The organism is Methylopila musalis (assembly GCF_042679725.1).
In the GTDB taxonomy this organism is placed as follows: domain Bacteria; phylum Pseudomonadota; class Alphaproteobacteria; order Rhizobiales; family Methylopilaceae; genus Methylopila; species Methylopila musalis.
Genome location: NZ_JBHTMX010000006.1, coordinates 24,149 through 43,753, shown reverse-complemented (window position 1 = coordinate 43,753; position 19,605 = coordinate 24,149). Strand labels below are relative to the sequence as shown.

General features: G+C 69.0%; 20 protein-coding genes. 11 read left to right on the top strand and 9 right to left on the bottom strand.

What is annotated here, in order from left to right; all coding sequences use genetic code 11:
- The first annotated feature begins 221 nt into the window (after positions 1 to 221).
- From ACFQ4O_RS02275 to ACFQ4O_RS02265, 3 genes are read left to right on the top strand one after another with little or no spacing between them, the layout of a single operon-like run.
- Positions 222 to 1,544 (top strand): LLM class flavin-dependent oxidoreductase, encoded by a 1,323-nt coding sequence (locus ACFQ4O_RS02275; RefSeq protein ID WP_378774016.1) that lies wholly within the window; start codon positions 222 to 224, stop codon positions 1,542 to 1,544.
- Between the two features lie 46 nt (positions 1,545 to 1,590).
- Positions 1,591 to 2,295: a GntR family transcriptional regulator gene (locus tag ACFQ4O_RS02270; protein WP_378774015.1), complete on the top strand. Its 705-nt coding sequence runs from the start codon at positions 1,591 to 1,593 to the stop codon at positions 2,293 to 2,295.
- Between the two features lie 2 nt (positions 2,296 to 2,297).
- Entirely contained in the window at positions 2,298 to 2,810 is a 513-nt protein-coding gene (locus ACFQ4O_RS02265; RefSeq protein WP_378774014.1) for a flavin reductase family protein, read from the top strand.
- A gap of 49 nt (positions 2,811 to 2,859) precedes the next feature.
- On the opposite strand, the gene ACFQ4O_RS02260 is transcribed toward ACFQ4O_RS02265, so the two are convergent.
- Entirely contained in the window at positions 2,860 to 3,444 is a 585-nt protein-coding gene (locus ACFQ4O_RS02260; protein ID WP_378774013.1) for a MarR family winged helix-turn-helix transcriptional regulator, read from the bottom strand.
- Between the two features lie 59 nt (positions 3,445 to 3,503).
- Here ACFQ4O_RS02260 and ACFQ4O_RS02255 point away from each other — a divergent pair, with 59 nt between their 5' ends.
- The 8 genes from ACFQ4O_RS02255 (at position 3,504) to hpxZ (ending at position 11,005) form a co-directional block, all read left to right on the top strand.
- Positions 3,504 to 4,790 (top strand): amidohydrolase/deacetylase family metallohydrolase, encoded by a 1,287-nt coding sequence (locus tag ACFQ4O_RS02255; RefSeq protein ID WP_378774012.1) that lies wholly within the window; start codon positions 3,504 to 3,506, stop codon positions 4,788 to 4,790.
- Positions 4,787 to 5,665, top strand: coding sequence for an alpha/beta hydrolase (locus ACFQ4O_RS02250; RefSeq protein WP_378774011.1), 879 nt, complete (start codon positions 4,787 to 4,789; stop codon positions 5,663 to 5,665). The genes ACFQ4O_RS02255 and ACFQ4O_RS02250 overlap by 4 nt, the downstream gene beginning before the upstream one ends.
- Before the next feature lie 42 nt (positions 5,666 to 5,707).
- The gene (locus ACFQ4O_RS02245) at positions 5,708 to 6,865 is read left to right on the top strand and encodes an ABC transporter substrate-binding protein (protein ID WP_378774010.1); all 1,158 of its coding nucleotides are present in this window, start codon (positions 5,708 to 5,710) and stop codon (positions 6,863 to 6,865) included.
- Between the two features lie 95 nt (positions 6,866 to 6,960).
- Positions 6,961 to 7,833, top strand: a complete 873-nt coding sequence (locus ACFQ4O_RS02240) for a branched-chain amino acid ABC transporter permease (RefSeq protein ID WP_378774008.1) — start codon at positions 6,961 to 6,963, stop codon at positions 7,831 to 7,833.
- A complete protein-coding gene (locus ACFQ4O_RS02235; protein WP_378774007.1) occupies positions 7,830 to 8,870 on the top strand; it encodes a branched-chain amino acid ABC transporter permease in 1,041 nt (346 codons plus the stop codon). Before ACFQ4O_RS02240 ends, ACFQ4O_RS02235 begins: the two co-directional genes overlap by 4 nt.
- 190 nt (positions 8,871 to 9,060) lie before the next feature.
- Complete coding sequence (locus ACFQ4O_RS02230; RefSeq protein WP_378774006.1) at positions 9,061 to 9,870, top strand: ABC transporter ATP-binding protein; 810 nt, start codon at positions 9,061 to 9,063, stop codon at positions 9,868 to 9,870.
- Complete coding sequence (locus ACFQ4O_RS02225) at positions 9,863 to 10,567, top strand: ABC transporter ATP-binding protein (RefSeq protein ID WP_378774005.1); 705 nt, start codon at positions 9,863 to 9,865, stop codon at positions 10,565 to 10,567. Before ACFQ4O_RS02230 ends, ACFQ4O_RS02225 begins: the two co-directional genes overlap by 8 nt.
- 48 nt (positions 10,568 to 10,615) lie before the next feature.
- Positions 10,616 to 11,005: an oxalurate catabolism protein HpxZ gene (gene hpxZ / locus ACFQ4O_RS02220; protein WP_378774004.1), complete on the top strand. Its 390-nt coding sequence runs from the start codon at positions 10,616 to 10,618 to the stop codon at positions 11,003 to 11,005.
- A gap of 15 nt (positions 11,006 to 11,020) precedes the next feature.
- On the opposite strand, the gene ACFQ4O_RS02215 is transcribed toward hpxZ, so the two are convergent.
- The 8 genes from ACFQ4O_RS02215 to ACFQ4O_RS02180 all read right to left on the bottom strand — a co-directional run bounded on the left by ACFQ4O_RS02215 (position 11,021) and on the right by ACFQ4O_RS02180 (position 19,565).
- Positions 11,021 to 12,496: an aldehyde dehydrogenase family protein gene (locus ACFQ4O_RS02215; protein ID WP_378774003.1), complete on the bottom strand. Its 1,476-nt coding sequence runs from the start codon at positions 12,494 to 12,496 to the stop codon at positions 11,021 to 11,023.
- Between the two features lie 58 nt (positions 12,497 to 12,554).
- Positions 12,555 to 13,289 carry an alpha/beta fold hydrolase gene (locus tag ACFQ4O_RS02210; protein WP_378774002.1) on the bottom strand — a complete coding sequence of 245 codons (735 nt, stop codon included), beginning with the start codon at positions 13,287 to 13,289 and terminating at the stop codon, positions 12,555 to 12,557.
- A gap of 2 nt (positions 13,290 to 13,291) precedes the next feature.
- Entirely contained in the window at positions 13,292 to 14,107 is an 816-nt protein-coding gene (locus ACFQ4O_RS02205) for a carbohydrate ABC transporter permease (RefSeq protein ID WP_378774001.1), read from the bottom strand.
- Complete coding sequence (locus ACFQ4O_RS02200) at positions 14,107 to 15,030, bottom strand: carbohydrate ABC transporter permease (RefSeq protein WP_378774000.1); 924 nt, start codon at positions 15,028 to 15,030, stop codon at positions 14,107 to 14,109. The genes ACFQ4O_RS02205 and ACFQ4O_RS02200 overlap by 1 nt, the downstream gene beginning before the upstream one ends.
- 71 nt (positions 15,031 to 15,101) lie before the next feature.
- On the bottom strand, positions 15,102 to 16,502 hold the full coding sequence (locus tag ACFQ4O_RS02195; RefSeq protein ID WP_378773999.1) for an extracellular solute-binding protein: 1,401 nt from the start codon (positions 16,500 to 16,502) through the stop codon (positions 15,102 to 15,104).
- A 66-nt stretch (positions 16,503 to 16,568) separates the two neighbouring features.
- The gene (locus tag ACFQ4O_RS02190; RefSeq protein WP_378773998.1) at positions 16,569 to 17,663 is read right to left on the bottom strand and encodes an ABC transporter ATP-binding protein; all 1,095 of its coding nucleotides are present in this window, start codon (positions 17,661 to 17,663) and stop codon (positions 16,569 to 16,571) included.
- Positions 17,660 to 18,763, bottom strand: coding sequence for an ABC transporter ATP-binding protein (locus ACFQ4O_RS02185; protein WP_378773997.1), 1,104 nt, complete (start codon positions 18,761 to 18,763; stop codon positions 17,660 to 17,662). The genes ACFQ4O_RS02190 and ACFQ4O_RS02185 overlap by 4 nt, the downstream gene beginning before the upstream one ends.
- A gap of 292 nt (positions 18,764 to 19,055) precedes the next feature.
- Positions 19,056 to 19,565 carry a MarR family winged helix-turn-helix transcriptional regulator gene (locus tag ACFQ4O_RS02180; protein WP_378773996.1) on the bottom strand — a complete coding sequence of 170 codons (510 nt, stop codon included), beginning with the start codon at positions 19,563 to 19,565 and terminating at the stop codon, positions 19,056 to 19,058.
- Positions 19,566 to 19,605: the final 40 nt, after the last annotated feature.

The following is a 19,605-nucleotide window of genomic DNA, read 5'->3' as shown; positions in this document are numbered from 1 at the left end:
CCCGGCGGGAGGCCGTTTTTTCCATGCATTGGGCGACATTGGCGCATACCCAACCGCTGCCAATTGCTCCCGATATGACCGCTTGGCGCCCACAATTTCGCCTTGACGATTTTTAGGGCGAGATCGTAATCAAAACAGCGTTCAGTTTGGGATCCCAAATTGAGTTTTGTTTTGACGGTGTCGCCGAAATCGGCTCACAGCTTCGCGTCGAGGACCCGCACATGGCCGGCAAAATGCTGCGTCTCGCCCTGTTTCTGTTCCCGGGTCAGCACCTCGGGGCCTGGCGTCTTCCGGAGGCCGTTCCGGAGCTCGACGTCGGCGTCGAGCACTATGTCCGGGCGGCCCAGATGGCCGAGGCGGCCAAGATGGACGCGATCTTCTTCGAGGATCAGGCGGCCGTGCCGCGCGCCAACGACATCCTGAAGGGCGACACCTACGGCGCGGCGCATCCACGCGCGATCCACTTCGACCCGACGATGTTGCTGCCCGCGCTCGCCATGAAGACCACGCATCTCGGTCTGGCGGCGACATCCACCGCCACCTACAACGAGCCCTACAACGTCGCGCGCAAGTTCGCCTCGATCGACTTCATCAGCAACGGCCGCGCCGGCTGGAACCTCGTCACCTCGTTCAACGAGAACGAGGCGCAGAACTTCGGCCTCGACAAGCATGTCGACCATTCGCTCCGCTACGAGCGCGCCAGCGAGTTCATCGACGTCGTGACCGGGCTCTGGGACAGCTGGGAGCCGGGCGCCGTCACCCGCGACAAGGAGAGCGGCGTCTACTTCGACGTCGCGAAGATGCATTTCCTCCAGCACGAGGGGCGTTTCTTCAAGGTGCGCGGCCCCCTGCCGATGGACCGCAGCCCGCAGGTGCGGCCGGTGATCTTCCAGGCCGGATCTTCAGAGCCCGGACGCGAGCTTGCCGCGCGCACCGCCGACGTGGTGTTCACGCTGCAGACCGACATCCACGAGGCCCGCGCGTTCCGCGACGACATCCGCGCCCGCGCCGTCCGCTTCGGCCGCGACCCGGACATGATCAAGGTGCTGCCCGGCATCACGCCGATCGTCGGGCGCACCGACGAGGAGGCGGAGGAGCTGCGCGCGCGGATGCGCGACCTCATCCCCGAGGAGCTCGCCATCAGCCATCTCGCCCCGCATTCTGGCGGCCTGAACTTCCGCGACTTCGACCTCAACGGCCCCATGCCCGACCTGCCGGAGACCAACGCCGGCAAATCGCACCGGGAGGCGATCATGTCGCTCGCCCGCCGCGGGAACCTGTCGATCCTCCAGACCGCGCGGTTCTTCGCGGAAGGCAGCTACATGAAGCTGGTCGGCGCCCCGACGACGATCGCCGACCGGATGCAGGAGTGGCTCGAGGCCGACGCCTGCGACGGGTTCCTCGCGGTGCCGACCCATTTCCCGAGCGGGGTGGAGGACTTCACCACGCAGGTGGTGCCGGAGCTGCAGCGGCGCGGGATTTTCCGGAAAGAGTATTCCGGCGCGCATCTGCGCGACCATCTCGGCGTGACCAAGTACAGCTGAGGCGACGCGCGCCGACGGGGCCGCGCGGGGATTGGGAGAGACGGCGGTGATCAAGGCGCTTCCGGCGGCGGACGTCCACGAGCTGAGCGACGCCAAACGCGGCAAGCTCTCGCAGGAGGTCCACGCCCGCCTGAAGCAGGGCATCTTCGACTTCCGCCTTCCCCCCGGCCAGCGCTACTCCGAAGCCGCGCTCGCCGAGATGATGGAGGTGTCGCGGACGCCGCTGCGCCTTGCGCTGCACATCCTTGAGCATGAGGGCTACCTGCAGAACGTGGGCGGGCACAATTGCTGGCAGGTGCGGCCGCTCGACCTCTCCTATTACGAGGACCTCTACGACTTCCGCTCGGAGCTGGAGGCGCTCGCGATCCGGCTCGCGGGCAAGGCGGGCGCCCTGCGCGGGCTCGACGCGCTGGCCGAACTCTGGTGCGCGCCCAAGGGCCAGCGGCGTCTCGATTCGGACTTTGTGGCCGAGCGCGACGAGGCGTTCCACCTCGCGATCGTCGGGCTCGCCAACAACGCGTCGATGCTGCGCACCTTCGCGGAGATCACCGACCGCATCCGGATCATCCGCCGCGTCGACTTCGTTTCGGAGCGGCGCATCGAAGAGACCTATGACGAACACGGCCGCATCGTGCGGACGCTGATGGCCGGCGCCTTCGACGAGGCCGAGGCGCTGATCCGCCGCCATATCGAGCTGTCGCGCGAGGAGATCCGCAAGATCACCGTGCACAGCATGCACATGAAGAGATGACGATGCGAAACGGCGAACACAGGGACGCCCTGAAGGCGGCGATGCGGCGGATGCCCGGCGCGGTCTGCCTCGTGACCACGGTCGATCCGAGCGAGGGGGCGCCGGCGGGCCTCGCGGCCTCGGCGGTGATCCCGATCTCCATGGACCCGCCCTCTATGCTGATCTCGATCAACAGCCAGGCGAGCGCCCACGGGCCGATCGCCCGGTCGGGCCGGTTCTGCATCAACCTGCTGGCGACCGACCAGACCGATCTCGTCGGCCCCTTCGCCGACAGCGCGCGCCGGGACGAGCGGTTCTCCGCCGAGGACTGGGCCCGCCACGAGGGCGTGCCCTATCTGCCGAACGCCTGCGCCGCGATCTTCTGCGAGGTCCAGCAGGAGGTGCCCTTCGGCACCCACACGCTGTTCATCGGCGAGGTGGCCCACATCGTCGGCCGTGACGGCGCTGCGGCCCCGCTCGGCTGGATCGAGGGCGGCTTCGCGACCATCGAGCCGCTCGCGCTGGCGCGGGCCTGAGCGGGGCCGCCTTCGGGCGGCCGATGCGCAAGACCAAGGCGCCGCTCGCCTAATCTTCGCGCAATCCGACGGCGCCGCGGGACCCGTTGGCCGTCACCACGCGGGTCAGCAGCCGCATGAAGGTGACGCGCTCGGATCGGCTCAGCGCCGCAAGGGTGAGGTCGTGGGCGTCGCGGGCGGGTTTGCGCATCCGCGACAGCAGCTCCAGACCGGCCGGGGTCATGCGGCAGTCCTGCGAGCGCCGGTCGCGCTCGGACACCACGCGCTGGATAAATCCTCGACTTTCCAATCGTTTAAGGCCGCCCGTGGTGGTCGTTCGATCGAGCGCGACCAGGCGGGCGAGCGTCGACTGGTCCGCGGTGCCGAGCTCCTCCAGCGCCGTCAGCAGGCTGAACTGGAGCGGCGTGACGCGGAACTCGGCGCAGGTCTCCATGAACAGGCTCACATGAATCTGATGCAGACGGCGCGCAAGGAAGCCGGGGCGGCTTTCCAGCGGCCAGGCCTCATTGGAAGCGTTTGAACCGACTGGCGTTTCATCCAGAATTTCAGCCACGTCACCGCTCCAATCCAACGACGTTTCTGCGCGGCCCACCCGGATTCTGGCATGCCGCATGCATATGGAATTGCGAAGCATACTTCGCTTTTTCGCCCGCAGTCGCAAACCGCGGGCCACAGGCAAGAGGAAGGCCGCAGATGGCGGAACCGATCATATACGACGTGCTGCTGAAGGGCGGCCGCGTCATCTGCCCCGCGTCCGGGATCGACGGGATCCGCGACGTCGCCGTGCAGGCCGGCAAGATCGCGGCGATCGAGGAGGCGATCCTTCCGAGCGCCGCCAAGGAGGTCATCGACGTTTCGGGCAAGCTGGTGCTGCCCGGCCTGATCGACACCCACGGGCACATCTACCAGTACGTCACCGGCCGCTTCGGACTGGACCCCGACATGGTCGGCGTGCGGTCCGGCGTCACCACAGTGGTCGATCAGGGCGGCCCGTCCTGCATGACGCTGCCGGGCTTCCGCAAGTTCATCGCCGAGCCCGCCGAGACCAACGTGCTGGCGTTCCTCTCCGCCTATCTGGTCGGCGGGCTCGAGGGCCACTTCTATCCGAACCTCTACCAGCCCGACTGCGTGGACATCGAAGCGACCGTCCGTTCGGCCACCGCGAACCGCGACATCGTGCGCGGCATCAAGGGCCATGCGGAAATCGGCGGCTTCGCCCGCTGGGGCATCAAGGTCATGGAGATGGCGGCCGAGATCGCGCGGCGCTCGGAAGTCCCGCTCTACGTCCATTTCGGCCAGCTCTGGGGCCTGCCGGAAAGCGGCGTCAACGGCGAGGACGCCGACACCATCCTCGAACGCGTCATTCCGCTGCTGAAGGAGGGCGACGTGCTCGCCCATCCGTTCACCCGCCATCCCGGCGGCTTCGTGAACCGCCAGGGCGAGCTGCACCACGTCATCCAGGCGGCGATCGATCGCGGCCTCAAGGTGGATGTCGGCCACGGGTCGCACTTCTCTTACCGTCTCGCCAAGCAGGCGCTGGCGGCCGGCGTCGTCCCGCACACGCTCGGCGCCGACATGCACGGCTACAACACGCAGGTTCCGGAGATCCCGGTCCCGCTCGGCACGCCGGAGGAGCACGAGGACGACGAGAACCATCCGTTCAAGGGCCAGGCGCGCTTCAGCCTGACCCAGGCCATGAGCTCGATGATGACGCTCGGCCTCGACCTCGACTACGTGGTCAGGATGGTGACGACGCACCCGGCGAAGATGCTCCAGATGGAGGACACGCTGGGCTCGCTCGCGGTCGGGCGCACGGCCGACGTCTCGGTGCTCGACGACGTGCGCGGCCGGTTCGTGCTGCGCGACAACGAGGACCATCACGTCATCGCCGAGCGCCTGCTGCAGCCGGCCTTCTGCCTGCGCAAGGGCAAGCGCATCGACGCCGACAGCCCGATCCTGCCGCAGGCGATCGCCGCGTGAGCGCTGTCGCCGGCGGGCCGGCCGCCGCCCCCCAGGACGTGTGGGCGTCGCTCTCACAAGGTGAGCGCGACGCCGCGTACAACAACAACGCGGCGGTCGCGAACAGCGCGGAGCTGATCGCGGAGCGCGACCGGCTGGCGGCCGCGTTCCGCGCGGGCCATGGCTCGAAGCTCGATCTGAAATACGGGCCGAAACCGCGCAACCGGATCGACGTCTACCGCTCCGACAACCGCGACGCGCCCTGCCTTGTCTTCATCCACGGCGGCTACTGGCAGAAGAACTCGCGCGAGGTGTTCGCCCATTACGCCGAAGGCGCGCTCGCGGCCGGCTGGTCGGTGGCGATGCCGAGCCACACGCTCGCGCCCGAAGCGAGCCTCACCGCGATCGTGGCGGAGATCGGCGAGGCGCTGGACTGGATCGCCCGCGAGGGCCGCCAGCACGGGCTGAACGGCCCAGTGGTGCTCGCCGGCTGGTCGGCGGGCGCCCACCTCGCCGCCATGCTGCTCGGCCATTCGGCCGTGAGGGCGGGCCTTGCGGTCTCGGGCGTCTACGAGCTCGGGCCGATCCGCGACACCTTCCTCAACGCCGCGCTCCAGCTGACCGACACGGAGGTCGCGACCCTGTCGCCGCTCGCGCTGCCGGTGATCGACAAGCCAATGGCGATCGCCTTCGGCACGGCGGAGACGCCGGCGCTCGTGCGCGACAGCCGCGCGTTCCACGCCCTGCGCGAGGCGGCCGGCGCGCCCGGTCCGCTGATCCCGATCGAGGGCGCGGACCACTTCACCATTCTCGACGGATTCCGATCCGCGGACGGCGCGCTGGTGAAGGCCGCGCTCGCCGTCCTCGCGGACGCCCAGACCCGCGCGGCCGCCTGAACGCCGCCGCGCTCTTACGTTTTCGACACCCACGTCTAGGAGATGGCCATGCAGACGTTGCGCATAGTTTCGATCGCCGCTTTGGCCCTCGGTCTCGTGACCCCCGCCGTCGCCGCCGACACGATCAAGATTGGCGTCAACCAGCCTCTCACCGGCCCGTTCGCGGCGTCCGGAGCCTATGTGGTCAACGGCGCCCGGATCGCGGCGGACGAGGTGAACGCCAAGGGCGGCCTGCTCGGCAAGAAGATCGAGCTCGTGGTCGAGGACAACAAGTCGAACCCGACCGAGGCGGCTGCGGTCGCCGAGAAGCTCATCACCTCCGACGAGACGCCGGTGATGATGGGCGCCTGGGGCTCAAGCCTGACCCTCGCGGTCCTGCCGAAGCTGGAGGAGTACGAGGTCCCGATGCTGGTGGAGACCTCGTCGTCGGGCAAGATCACGACCTCGGGCAACCCCTTCGTGTTCCGCATCTCGCCGCCGTCGGCGCTCGAGGCCGAGATGTTCGCGCCGATGGTCGAGAAGATCGGCGTCAAGAAGGTGGACTTCCTCGTCATCAACAACGACTGGGGCCGCGGCGCCGCGGCCGACTTCGGCAAGATGCTGAAGGAGAAGGGCGTCGCGGTCGGCCTGACCGAGACCATGGACGCCAGCGCCCAGGACATGAGCGCCCAGCTCGCCAAGATCAAAGGCACCGACGCCGACACGCTGATGATCACCGCGGCGGTCGATCAGCTGACGCTCGTGTTCAAGCAGATGGCCGCCATGGGCGTGAAGAAGCGCGTCATCACCACCGGCGGCTCGCAGAACCCCGACCAGATCGTCGCCCAGGCGGGCGCCGCGGCCGAGAAGACCATGCACCTCACCACCTTCCTGCCCTGGGATCCGGCCAAGACCCCGGACCAGAAGGCGACCGAATACTTCCTCGGGGAGTGGAAGAAGCGCGGCCACCCGTTCGCGGGCGCGACCGAGAGCTTCCGCGGCTATGACGGCATCCGCACCATCGCGGCGGCGATCACGAAGGCGGGCTCGGCCGAGCCGAAGGCGATCCAGCAGGCCTTCTGGAGCGTCGAGCTGACCGGCCTCAACGGCGCGATCAAGTTCGCGAAGTCCGGACCGGAAGGCAAGGAAAGCGGCCAGTCCCGACCCGGCGTCTACCTGGTCCAGATCGCCGACGGCGCGATCCGCGAAGTGAAGCTCTGAGGGCGGCTTCGGGCCTCGCCGCCTCTCCCCGGCCGGGGAGAGGCGAAGACGCGGCGCCGCCAGCGTCGCAGTGACGTCGATCGAACGGAGCTCCCGTGGACCAATTCCTGCAACATCTCGTCAACGCCATGGTGCTCGGCGGCGCGTACGCCCTGCTCGGCATCGGGCTGACGCTGATCTTCGGCATCATGAACGTGGTGAACTTCACCCACGGGGCGCTCTACACCTTCGGGGCCTATGCGATGTACATCGCCTCGGTCTCGCTCGGACTGAACTTCTTCCTCGCGCTGCCGGTCGCCATCGTGGCGGGCCTCGCGCTCGGCGCGCTGATCGAGATGCTGCTGCTGCGGCCGCTGAGAGGCGCGGACATCGACACCACGATGCTGGTGATGATCGGGGCCGGCATCATCCTGCAGTCGAGCACGCTCTGGACCTTCGGGGGCGTGGCCAAGGCGATCCCGAACCCGTTCCCGGACGCGCCGATCGCCGTCCTCGGCGTGTCGATCTCGTGGATCCGCCTGTTCGTGCTGGTCGCGGCCGCAGCCCTCATCGTCGGCGCCTACGCGCTCATCAACGGCACGCGGCTCGGCCGCGCCATGCGCGCGACCTTCCAGGACGCCGACACCGCGGCCCTGATGGGCGTCAATGTCCGCGTCATCTACACGGCGACCTTCGCGCTCGGCTCAAGCCTCGCGGCGGCCGCCGGCGCGCTGCTCGGTCCGGTCTATGTGGTGTTCCCGCAGATGGGCGACCTCGCCGCGGTGAAGGCCTTCGCGATCGTGATCCTCGGCGGCCTCGGCTCGATCGCGGGCGCGACCATCGGCGGCTTCGTGCTGGCGCTGGCGGAGGAGTTCGGCGCCGGCTACGTGTCGTCCGGCTACCGCGACGCGATGGGCTTCCTCATCATCATCGCCGTGCTGCTGGCGAAGCCCACTGGCCTGTTCGCCCGCGCGGAGCGCGTCGGATGACCCGCTATCTCCCGCCCCTCATCCTCGTCGTCCTCGCCCTGCTGCCGCTCGGCCTGAAGGACCCCTACATCCTCAACGCCCTGATCACCGGCGGCATCTTCGCCATCGGGGCGATCAGCCTCAACCTGCTGCTCGGCTTCACCGGCCAGCTCAGCCTCGGCCACATCGCCTTCTTCGGCATCGGGGCCTATGCGAGCGCCCTCACCGCGCTCGGCTTCGACGTCGGCCTGCCGTTCGGCGTCCGCATCGTCCACGAGGGCGCGCATCCGTTCTTCGGGTTTCTGGCCGCGATCGTGGTGTCGGGCCTGTTCGGCTATCTGGTCGGACGCCTCTCGTTCCGCGTCCGCGGGGCCTATTTCGTGATCGTCACGATCTGCTTCGCGGAAGTGGTGCGGCTCGTGGCGCTGAACTGGATCGAGCTGACGCAGGGACCGCTCGCGCTCACCTCCATCCCCTTCATGAAGCTCGGGTTTCCCGGCGTCGGCGAGCTGACGTTCCGGACCAAGGTCCAGAACTACTACCTGATGCTCGGCGTCGCGGCGCTCGCCTATCTGGTGGTCGCGCGGCTCGTCCGCTCGCGCTTCGGACGCGCGATGCGCGGGCTGAAGGAGAACGAGCAGCTCGCCATGTCGGTCGGCGTGAACGCCACCAAGACGCTGACGGTCGCCGCCACCCTCTCGGCCGCGATCGCGGGCGCCGCCGGCAGCCTCTACGCGCACTACTTCCGCATCATCGATCCGGACGTCTTCCTGTTCACCTACACGGTCACGATGGTGATCATGGTGGTGTCGGGCGGCAAGGGCACGCTCGCGGGCCCCGTGATCGGCGGCGTGATCTTCGGAACGCTGCCGGTGGCGCTGCGCCCCTACATGGCGCCGGAAGCGCAGTGGATCGTCTACGGCGCGGTGCTGATCCTGATCCTCTTCCTCATGCCGCGCGGCGTCGCGCCCTTCCTCGACGACCTGTTCAGGGGACGGCTGACGCGGGCCAAGGCGCCCTCGCCCCTGGCCAAGCCGCAGCTGGAGGGCCAGCCATGAGCGCACATGACGCGAGACGCGCAGGCCTTCACCTCTCCCCGGTGGGGCGAGGTCGGCGCGCAGCGTCGGATGAGGGGACCTCGCATTGTCCGGGCAGGGCTGATCCCCCTCACCCGCTCGGCTTCGCCGATCGACCTCTCCCCGCTGGGGAGAGGTGGGCGGCGGCGCTCGGTTGCGATGGAGCAGAAGCATGAGCGGGGCGCCGATCCTCTCGATCGACCATGTGGGCGTGCGCTTCGGCGGCCTGGTCGCCATCGCCGACCTGCATTTCGACGTGCGCGAAGGCGAGATTCTGAGCCTCATCGGGCCGAACGGCGCAGGCAAGACCACGGCGTTCAACGTGTGCTCCGGCTTCCTCAGGCCGAGCCAGGGCGAGGTGCGGTTCAAGGGCGCGAGCCTCGCCGGCCTCTCGCCCAACCGCATCAACCGCTTGGGGCTCGCCCGCACCTTCCAGCGCACCAGCGTGTTCCCGGACGACACCGTGCTCGACAACGTGCTGATCGGCCTCCACCGCGACGACGGCGGGGCGAGCCTGCTGGACGCGATCCTCAACCTGCCGAGGGAGCGCGCCGGCGAGGCCGCGCGCCGGACGAAGGCCCGCGAGCTGATCGAGTGGGTCGGCCTCGGCTCCCGCGCGGACGAGCGGGCGGGCTCGCTGTCCTATGGCGAACAGCGGCTCGTGGGCGTCGCGCTGGCGCTCGCCACCGACCCGTCGATGCTGCTGCTCGACGAGCCGGTCTCGGGGATGAACGCGTCGGAGACCAAGAACTTCGTGCGGCTGATCCAGTCGGTGCGCGACCGCGGCGTCACCATCCTGCTGGTGGAGCACGACATGCCCATGGTGATGGAGGTCTCCGACCGCATCGTCGTGTTGAACCACGGCCGCCTGATCGCGGACGGCACGCCGGCCGGGATCCGGCAGGACCCCGCCGTCATCGAAGCCTATCTCGGCAAGAGCGCCGCGACCCTTCAGGCCGGAACGGAGGCCGTCCATGCTTGAGATCCGCGACCTCGAATGCGGCTACGGGCCGGTGGCGGCGCTCCGAGGGATCAGCCTCGACGTCGGCGAGGGCGAGCTGGTGGCGCTGATCGGCGCCAACGGCGCCGGCAAGTCGACGACGCTGCGCGCGATCTCGGGGCTGGTGAAGCCGAAATCCGGCGCGATCCGCTTCGCGGGGCAGGACATCACCGGCGCGGACCCGGCGAAGATCCTGGCGTCCGGCGTCGCCCACTGTCCCGAGGGGCGGCGCGTGTTCCCCTATATGAGCGTCGCGGACAACCTCGCCATGGGGGCCTATCTGCGCACGGACCCGATCCTCGTGCGGCAGGATTACGACCGGGTCTATTCGGACTTCCCGCGCCTCGCCGAGCGCCGCCACCAGGCGGCGGGCACGCTCTCGGGCGGCGAGCAGCAGATGCTCGCCATCGGCCGCGCGCTGATGTCCCGCCCGAAGCTTGTGATGTTCGACGAACCCTCGCTCGGACTTGCGCCCACCATCGTCGAGCAGACGCTCGGCATCATCCGGTCGATCCGGGACGGCGGCGCGACGGTGCTGCTCGTGGAGCAGAACGCCTTCGCGGCGCTCGAACTCTGCGACCACGCCTATCTCATCGAGACCGGCCGCGTGGTGCGGCGCGGGCTCGGCAAGGAGCTGATCGCCGATCCGCATGTGCGCGCCGCCTATCTCGGCGGCTGAGATCAACCGAGGACGCGCGGCCGCCGCGCCGCAAGGGAGCCTGACACGATGCCCGAGGTCGATCTGCCCGAGGTGCTGGACGAGGTCCGCGCCGCCTTCGCCGCTTACGAAAAGGCCCTGACCGGCAACGACGTCGCGACGCTCGAGGCGCTGTTCCGCGACGACGCGCGCACGCTCCGCTACGGCGCGACCGAAAACCTCTATGGCATGGACGAGATCCGGGCGTTCCGGCGGGGCCGTTCGCCGGCGGGCCTCGACCGCGCGCTCGAAAAGACCGTGATCACCACCTACGGCCGCGACGCCGCGACCGCCTGCACGCTGTTCCGCCGGGACAGCGCGCCCGGAAAGATCGGCCGCCAGACCCAGACCTGGGTGCGTTTCCCCGAGGGCTGGAAGGTCGTGGCGGCCCATGTCAGCGTCATCGACGAGCCGGCCTGAGAGGCCGGCCGCCGCTCAGAACGGGAACTGGCGCTTGCCCATCTGCAGCGTCACCCACTTCACCTCGGTGAGCTCCTCGAGCGAATAGCGCCCGCCCTCGCGGCCGAAGCCGGAGTTCTTCACGCCGCCGAACGGCACGTGGGGCTCGTCCGAGATCGTGGTGTCGTTGACGTGCACCATGCCGGATTCGAGCCGCAGCGAGAGGTCGAGCGCCTTCTGCATGTCGTTGGTGATGAGCGCCGCCGACAGCCCGTATTCGGTGTCGTTCGCGACCTTCAGCGCTTCCTCCGCGTCCGCGACCTTGATGAGCGACACCACGGGGCCGAAGCTCTCCTCGTAATAAATGCGCATCTCGGGCGTGACGCCGGTCAGCACGGTCGGCTGGAAGAAGTGGCCCTCATAGGTTCCGCCCGCCACCACCGTGGCGCCCTTCTCCGTCGCGTCCTTGAGCTGGCCTTCGATGAAGGCGCACTGGCGCGCGCGGATCAGCGGGCCGATGACCGTGTCCGGGTCCTTCGGGTCGCCGACCTTGACGCCGGCGGTCTTGGCCTTGAACTTCTCCGCGAAGGCGTCGAACAGCGGCGCCTCGACGATGACCTTCGAACTCGCCATGCAGACCTGCCCCTGGTGCAGGTACACACCGAAGGCGGCGGCGTCGACCGCATAGTCGAGATCGGCGTCGGCGAGCACGATCAGCGGGCTCTTGCCGCCCATCTCCAGCGTGAACCGCTTGAGGTGTTTCGCCGCCTCGACCGCGAGATGGCGCCCGGTGCGGGTGGAGCCCGTGAAGGTGATCATCTTCACCCGCGGATCGGCGATCAGCTGGTCGCCGACCTCGGACGGCACGCCCGGCACCACGTTGAGCAGGCCCTTCGGCAGGCCCGCCTCGTCGAACAGGTCGGCGATGATCGCGCCCGAGAGCGGCGTCTCCTCGGAGGGCTTCAGGATGAAGGCGTTTCCGACGGCGAGCGCGTAGGCGATCTTCTTCATCGACAGCAGGAAGGGCGAGTTGAACGGCGCGATCCCTGCGATGACGCCGAGCGGCTTCCTCACCGACAGCGAGATCTGGCCCGGCATCGTCATGGGCATGGTCTCGCCCATGACGTGGCGGGCGTCGCCGGCCGCGACCCGCAGCGCGTCGACCACATACTCGATCTCCCACAGCGCCTTCGAGAACACCGAGCCGCATTCCTCGATCAGCAGGTCGCGGATTTCGGGCGTCCGGCGCGTGATGACGTCGGCGGTCTTGAGCAGGATCGTCTCGCGCTCGGCCACCATCGCGGCGCCCCAGAGCTTCTGCGCCGCGTCCGCGGACGCGATCGCCCGGTCGACCTCGGCCGCGCCGGCGAGCTGGGTGCGGGCGAAGACCTGTCCGGTCGCGGGGTTCACGTCGTCATGCAGCATGTTGCGCGACGAGTCGGTCCACTGGCCGTCGATGAACAGCTTGTAGTGCGGGACGCCGTCGACGACGTCGAACGCTGCGGGGTTCATGGCGTGCTCCTGCGAAGATGACGGCCGATGCGCCGCGGAGAATGAGGGGCCTGGACGGTCACGCCGCCGCGACCTGATCGAGAATGCCCGCAAGCCGTTCGGGCGCGGACAGGAAAGGCGAATGGTCGCCGTCGATGTCGAAGACGCTGTCGCAGGGCGTGCGCCCCAGCATCGCGTCCTGGTAGGCGAGCGACACCGCGTTGTCCTTGAGGCCGCGGACATAGGCGCGGCGCACCGTCCCGAAGCGCTCGGGCGTCAGGCGGAGCCGGTCGCCGTAGACTTTGGTGCGCTGGGGGCCGAGCCGGGCCGCCGCCCAGGCGGCGGCGTCGGGCGCGCATGCGCCGTAGAACACGTCCGCCGCCTTCTCTGCGGGAAAGCGCGCTTCCGCGCCGTCGGCCGAGACCACCATGTTTTTCAGCACGAGGTCGTCCACCTCGAGATGGGCGTGCGCGTCGAGGAAGCTGCCTAGGCTCTCGCCGTCGCGCAGCATCAGGCCGTTGACGTAGACCACCGCCGCGAGGCGATGCGGGCGCAGCTCCGCGACCTGCGCCGAGACGATGCCGCCCATGCTGTGCCCGACGAGGATCACCTGCCCCGCGATCCCGTCGATCACGCCGGCGACGCGGGTCGCGTAGGCGTCGAGATCGGCGTTCTCCATCGGCGCCGGGTCGCCGCCGCTCGCGGGCAGGTTCGGAACCGTCGTCTGGTGGCCGGCGGCCTCCAGCAGCGGCGTCAGGCGCTCCCAGCACCAGGCGCCGTGGAACGAGCCATGGACGAGGACGAACCGCGCCATCGTCAGCCTTTCACCGCGCCGAGCGTGAGGCCGCGCACGATGTGCCGCTGCAGCAGCAGCACGACGGTGAGCACGGGGACCAGCGCCACGATGCCGACCACCGCGACCTCGCCCCAGCGGACGCCCTGGGCGGTGATGAGCTTCGGGATCGCCACGGGCAGCGTCTGGATGCGGTCGCCGCCGAGCATGAAGGCGAACAGGAACTCGTTCCACGCGAAGATGAAGCAGAGCACCGAGGTCGCCACGATCCCGCTGCGCAGCAGCGGCAGCGTCACGCGCCAGAAGATCTGCGGCCGCGACCAGCCTTCGAGCGCCGCCGCCTCTTCGAGCTCCACCGGCAGGTCGCGGCAGAAGCTGCGCAGCACCCAGACGTAGAACGACAGGTTGAAGGTCAGATAGGCGAGCGTCAGGCCGGTGAAGGTGTCGAGCAGGCCGACCTTGGCGAAGATCAGGTAGAACGGGATCACGAGGCAGACCGGCGGCCCCATGCGGGTGGCGAGGATGAACAGGAACAGGTCGTCCTTGGCCTTCATCTCGAAGCGGGCGAAGGCGTAGGCCGCGGGCGTGCCGATCAGCACGACGAGCGCCGTCGAGATCGAGCACAGCACGAAGGAGGTCAGCAGGTTCCAGGCGAAACCTTCGGCGATGACGTAGTTGAAGTTCGCGAGCGTCGGCGTGAACAGGAACTCGGTCGGGCGCGCGAACATGACGTCCGCGGGCTTGACCATCATCGAGCCCATCCACAGCACCGGGAACAGGATCAGCAGCGCGTAGACGGCGGCGACCGCCGTCCAGACAAGACTGGATTTCCGGTTCATCAGAACGCCCCCAGCTTCTTCTTGGCGATCTGGTAGAAGACGTTGCAGAAAATGAAGAACGCCACCCAGACCAGCACGGCGAGCGCGGACGCCTCGCCGATGTTCCAGAATTCAAACGTCATCTTGTAGGCGAGCACGCTCGGGGTCTGCGTCACGACGCCCGGTCCGCCGCCCGTCAGGATGAAGACCGTGTCGAACACCTTGAAGGCGTCGATCAGCCTGAGCAGGGTGATGACGACCAGCAGCGGCGTCATCATCGGCAGCGTGATCTTGAAGAACACGCGCAGCGGCGACGCGCCGTCGACCGCGGCCGCGCGGTAGGGGCCGACCGGCATGGCCTGAAGCCCGGCGAAGAAGGCCAGCATCATGAACGGCGACCACTGCCAGATGTCGACGAACATCAGCGCGTAGAGCGCAAGGTCCGGCGACGCGAAGATCGACTGGTCGCCGAGCATGCCGAAGCGTTCGAACACATTGTAGGAGATCAGGCCCCAGGAGCCGGCCAGCATGATCTTCCACAGCAGGCCCACGACGATCGGCGCCATCATGGTGGGGATGAACAGCAGCGGCACCAGCACCGAGCGGCCGCGCACGCCGGCGCTCAGCACGAGCGCCCCGCCGAGCCCGATCATGAATTCGATCGGCACCGCGATGACGACGAACAGCCCCGCGACCTTGAGCGAGTTCCAGAAGGCGGGGTCGGCCAGCAGCTTCATGTAGTTGTCGAAGCCGATGAAGTCGCCGACGCGGCCGTACTTGGCCTTGTGGAAGCTCAGGTAGATCGCATAGGCGAACGGGATCAGCGAGACGACCACCAGCGTGATCATCGTCGGCGCGATGAGCAGATAGGGGTACCAGAAGCCCTGCTCACGGGACTTTCGGCGCGCGACGGGCGCGGCTGACGCTTCGGTTGCGATGGACATGATCGGCTTTCGGTGACGTCTTCAGAACGCTCCGGGCGGCGGACCGCCCTGAGCCCGATGTTCGGCTCGCGTCAGAGCGTGCACTTGTCGCCGCAGATGCGGACGAGCGCCTTCTGGCCCTCGGCCGCGCCCTGCTCGGGCGTCAGCTTGCCGAGACCGACCTGCTGGATGATCCCCGACAGGGCGTCGGACAGCTCCAGATACTTGGGCATCCGGGGCTTGGCCGCGGCCACCCCGAGCGTCGCCTTCATGGCGCGGAACAGGCTCGGATTGGCGGCGTCCTTCAGCACGGGAAGCGCCCACGAGCTCTCGCGGATCGGCACGCCGCCCTTGCCGGTCTCGAGCAGCGTGCCCTGCTGCTTCTTGTCGGCGAGCCACTGCATGAAGAGGTAGGTGGCCTCGGGATGCTTGCTGCTGGCCGCGATCGCGATCATCGACGGCTCGGCTTCGGCGGAGGCGAACTGCGGGGGCGCGCCGTCCTTCACGGGAACGCCCGCGTAGACGAACTTGCCGGCGAACGGCGAGGCGCCGGGCTTGTCGACGCCGAGCACGAAGTCCGAGAAGGCGATCGCCTGCGCGGCGATGCCGTTGCCCATCACCGTCGGCACGTCGAGCAGGGAGTATTCGGCCGTGCCGGGAGGCGCGAACTTCCAGAGGTCGGCGTACATCTTCAAAGCCGCGACCGTGGCGGGCGTGTCGAAGGCCGGCTTGCCCTCGGCGTCGATGATGTCGCCGCCGTAGTTCTTCATGATGTTGTTCACGAAGGCGAACAGCGAGGCCGAGCCCTTCACGCCGTCGAACACGACGCCGTAGAAATCGCCCGCGAGCGGCTGGCCGGCGAGCGCCTCGCCCTTCTTGCGGGTGAAGAACTCGGCGATGTCGCGCATCTGCTCGATGGTCTTGGCGGGCGCGAGATCGTAGCCGTACTTCGCCTTGAACGCGGCCTTCTCGCCCGCGTCGCTGAGCAGGTCGGCGCGCGCCCAGTAGACGTGGTTGTAGTTCCAGTTGATCAGGCCGTACTGCTTGCCGCCGAAGAAGGACAGGCTCCGGAACGGCTTCTGGATCAGGTCGTCCGCGTCGAAGTTCGGATTGGTGAGCGTCTTGTTGGCGACGAGATCGTCGATCGGCAGCAGCGCCTCGGCTTCAAGCATCTGGCCCATCTGGAAGCCGTGCAGCATGACGGCGTCGAAATGGCCGCGCCCCGACAGCATGTCGGCCTGGCCGCGGTTGATCACCTCCATATGGCCGAGCAGCTGGTACTCGACCTTGATGCCGGTCTCCTTCTCGAACAGCGGCACCAGCGTGGAGAGCGTCTCCTGCAGCGGCGTCACCTCGTCCAGCACGCGGATCGAGACGCCCGTGTAGGGCTTGGCGGCCTCCGCGTAGGAGAAGTCCGCCGCGTCCGCCGCGCCGGCGACGCTCAAGGCGAGCACGGCGGCGGAGGCCGCGGTGGCAAGTGTCCAGGATTTCATCGTCGCACCACCCCGTTTCGTTGGCCGCCGCGTCCCGCTGCGGTCGGCGAATGACAGTTCCGTTCTTCACGCGGCCGGAATCGCCCGGCCGGTTTCTCCGTCGAACAGCGCGATGGCGGCGGCCGGACAGGAAAGTCCCGCGGCCTCGCCGATGCGGACCTGCGCCGCCTCGCGTGTCTTGATCTTGATCTGCGCGCCGTCGCTCGCGCTGAAGGTGACGATCTCGTGCTTGCCGAACGGCTCGTGCGAGTAGATCTCGCCGGCGACCGCGCCGGCCGCGCCAGCGGGCGCAAGCGCAAGCTCCGATGCGCGAAGCCCGAGCCAGACCTTCCGGCCGCGGGCCGCGGCCGCCGCGCCCTCCGGCACCGCGATCTGGAGACCGGGACGCCGGAACACCGTCGCCCCGCCCTCCTCGGCGAGCTCGCCGTCGAGCACGCTCATGGGCGGATCGCCGATCAGCCGCGCGACGGTGACGCTCGCGGGGCTCAGCCAGATCTCCTCGGGCGTGCCGACCTGCTCGATCCGGCCGCCGTCGATCACCGCCACCCGATCCCCGACCGACAGCGCCTCGAGCCCGTCCGGGGTCGCCCAGATCGACGGGCTGTCGCGCGTCATCAGGGATCGGCGGATCGCGCCGCGCAGCTTGTGGCGGAGCTTGGCGTCGAGATGGGAGATCGGCTCGTCGAGCAGAAGCGCGCGCGGCGCCTGCACCAGCGCGCGGGCGAGAGCGGCGCGCTGCTTCTGGCCGCCCGACAGCGCCGCGGGCAGCCGGTCGCCGAGATGCGCGATCTCGAGCAGCGACAGAACCTCGGCGACCGTGGCGTCGTGCCGCTCGCGCGGAACGGCGCTTCCGGGCGCCCGGAGCGGCGACAGCGCGTTCTCGCGCACGGTGAGATGCGGATAGAGCGCGTAAGACTCGAACAGGAACGCCACGCCGCGCTTGCCCGGCGCGACCCCGTCCATGGAACGCCCGCCGAGCCGCACCGCGCCGGCGTCCGGCGTTTCGAGCCCGGCGGCCACACGGCAGAGCGTGGTCTTGCCGGCGCCCGACGGGCCGGTGAGCGCCAGAACCTCGCCGGGGCCGACCGACAGGTTCACGCCATCGAGCGCGAGCGTCTCGCCGAAGCGCTTGGCGACGCCGGACAGCGCGAGGCCGCTCACGGGCGCTGCTCCACGTTGCGCTCGCTGACGCGATCGAACAGATGGACCCGTTCGGGCGCGATCGACACCGAGACCAGGTCGCCGGGCCGGATGTCCGAGGGCCCCGCGATCTCGACCAGAATGTCGACGTCGGCGCCGGTTCTCGGCTCCAGCACCAGCGAGTCCGCGTCGCCCCGGCTTTCGCGGTAGCTCACGACGGCGTCGGCGGTCGCGCCTTCGGCGCGGGCGATCGCGAGATGCTCGGGGCGCATGCCGATGATGAGGTCCTGGCCGCGGGCGTTCGCGATCGACGCCCTCAGGGGCGACACCGCGAACGCCCGCCCGAACGCCTCCACATGGACGGCGCCGGCGCCGGCGGGGCGGCCGGCGAGCATGTTCATCGGCGGCTCGCCGATGAAGTTCGCGACGAAGACGTTCGCCGGCCGCTCGTACATGGCCTCGGGCGTGTCCACCTGCTGCAGCACGCCGTGGCGCATCACCGCGATCCGGTCGGCCATGGCGGTCGCCTCGGTCTGGTCGTGGGTGACGAGGATCGAGGTGACGCCGCGCGTCTTCTGCAGGCGCTTGATCTCGGTGCGGAGCTGGACGCGCTGGTCGCCGTCGAGATGGGAGAGCGGCTCGTCGAACAGGATGAGGCGCGGGTCGCGGACCAGCGCGCGGCCGATCGAGATGCGCTGCATCGCGCCGCCCGAGAGCCCCGTCACGGGCCGGTCCGCCATGCCGGTCAGGCCGAGCAGCGCGAGCGCGTCGTCGACGCGGCCCTTCGCCGTCTCGCGGTCGACGCCGCGGGCCGCGAGGGGGAACGCGATGTTCTCCCGCACCGTCATGCGCGGGTAGAGGCTGTAGTCCTCGAACACCATCGCGATGTTGCGGGCGCCCGGATCGAGCCGCGACACCGGCTCGTCGTCGAACCGGATCTCGCCCTCGGACAGCTCCTCGAGCCCCGCCGCCATCTTCAGGGTCGAGCTCTTGCCGCAGCCGGAGGGGCCGAGCAGCGCGAGCATCTCGCCGTCGCCGCAGACGAGGTTCAGATCGGCGACCGCCGGCATGTCCACGCCGGGGTACCGTTTCGTCACCGCCTCGAACCGCACCACAGTCATCAGTGTACATCCTAATTTTTGTCGGAGGCCGGACAGGCGTCCGCCCGAGGGGCGCGCGCCGGAGCCGTCCGAAAGCCGACTTAGACAAATTCTGGCAATCAAGTTGCATGCCAACCGCTGAAAACGGCGAGCCTCGCCGTTTAGCGACGGCGTCTAGCGGAAACCTGTCGGGCGCGGCTGATCAAAATCGCGACGCCTGCTTGCGCACGGCGCCTCATCGAAAGGCATTCGTCATGGTACTGACGATTTCGACGAACCGATCGCGGAACGCGCGGCCAGGCCGCGCCCGGCGTCAGCCGACGACGGGCGAGCGGCTCATGGAGTTGCTGCTTTCGACGAGCGTCGCGAGGTCCTCGAGGAACCGCTCGCGGCGGTCCGGAGGCAGGGCCGCGAGCGTGCGCTCGTGAGCCCGCGAGGCGCTCTGCTCGACGCGCTTCAGCGCCGCGCGCCCGACCTCGGTGAGCATCGCGAGCTTCATCCGGCGGTCTTCCGGAGAGGGACGGCGGCGGACGAACAGCCGCCGCTCCAGCCGCACGATCACCTCGGCGACGTTGGTGCGGTCGAGCCCGACCGCGCGCGACAGCGCCGCCTGCTCGACGGCGCCCATCTGGTCGAGCGCGGTCAGCACGCTGTACTGCACCGGCGTCAGCCCTTCGGACGCGCACTCCTCCAGGAACAGCGCCACATGGATCTGGTGCAGCCGCCGGATCAGGAAGCCCGGGCGCACCTGCAGCGGACGCAGACGCCACCCCTCGGGCGCGTCCTCGGTCGGCTCGGCGATGTCCGGCTCTGTCACGCTCATCGGCCCTGTCCGTTCCCCGGCGCGACCTCGCCACGGCGGA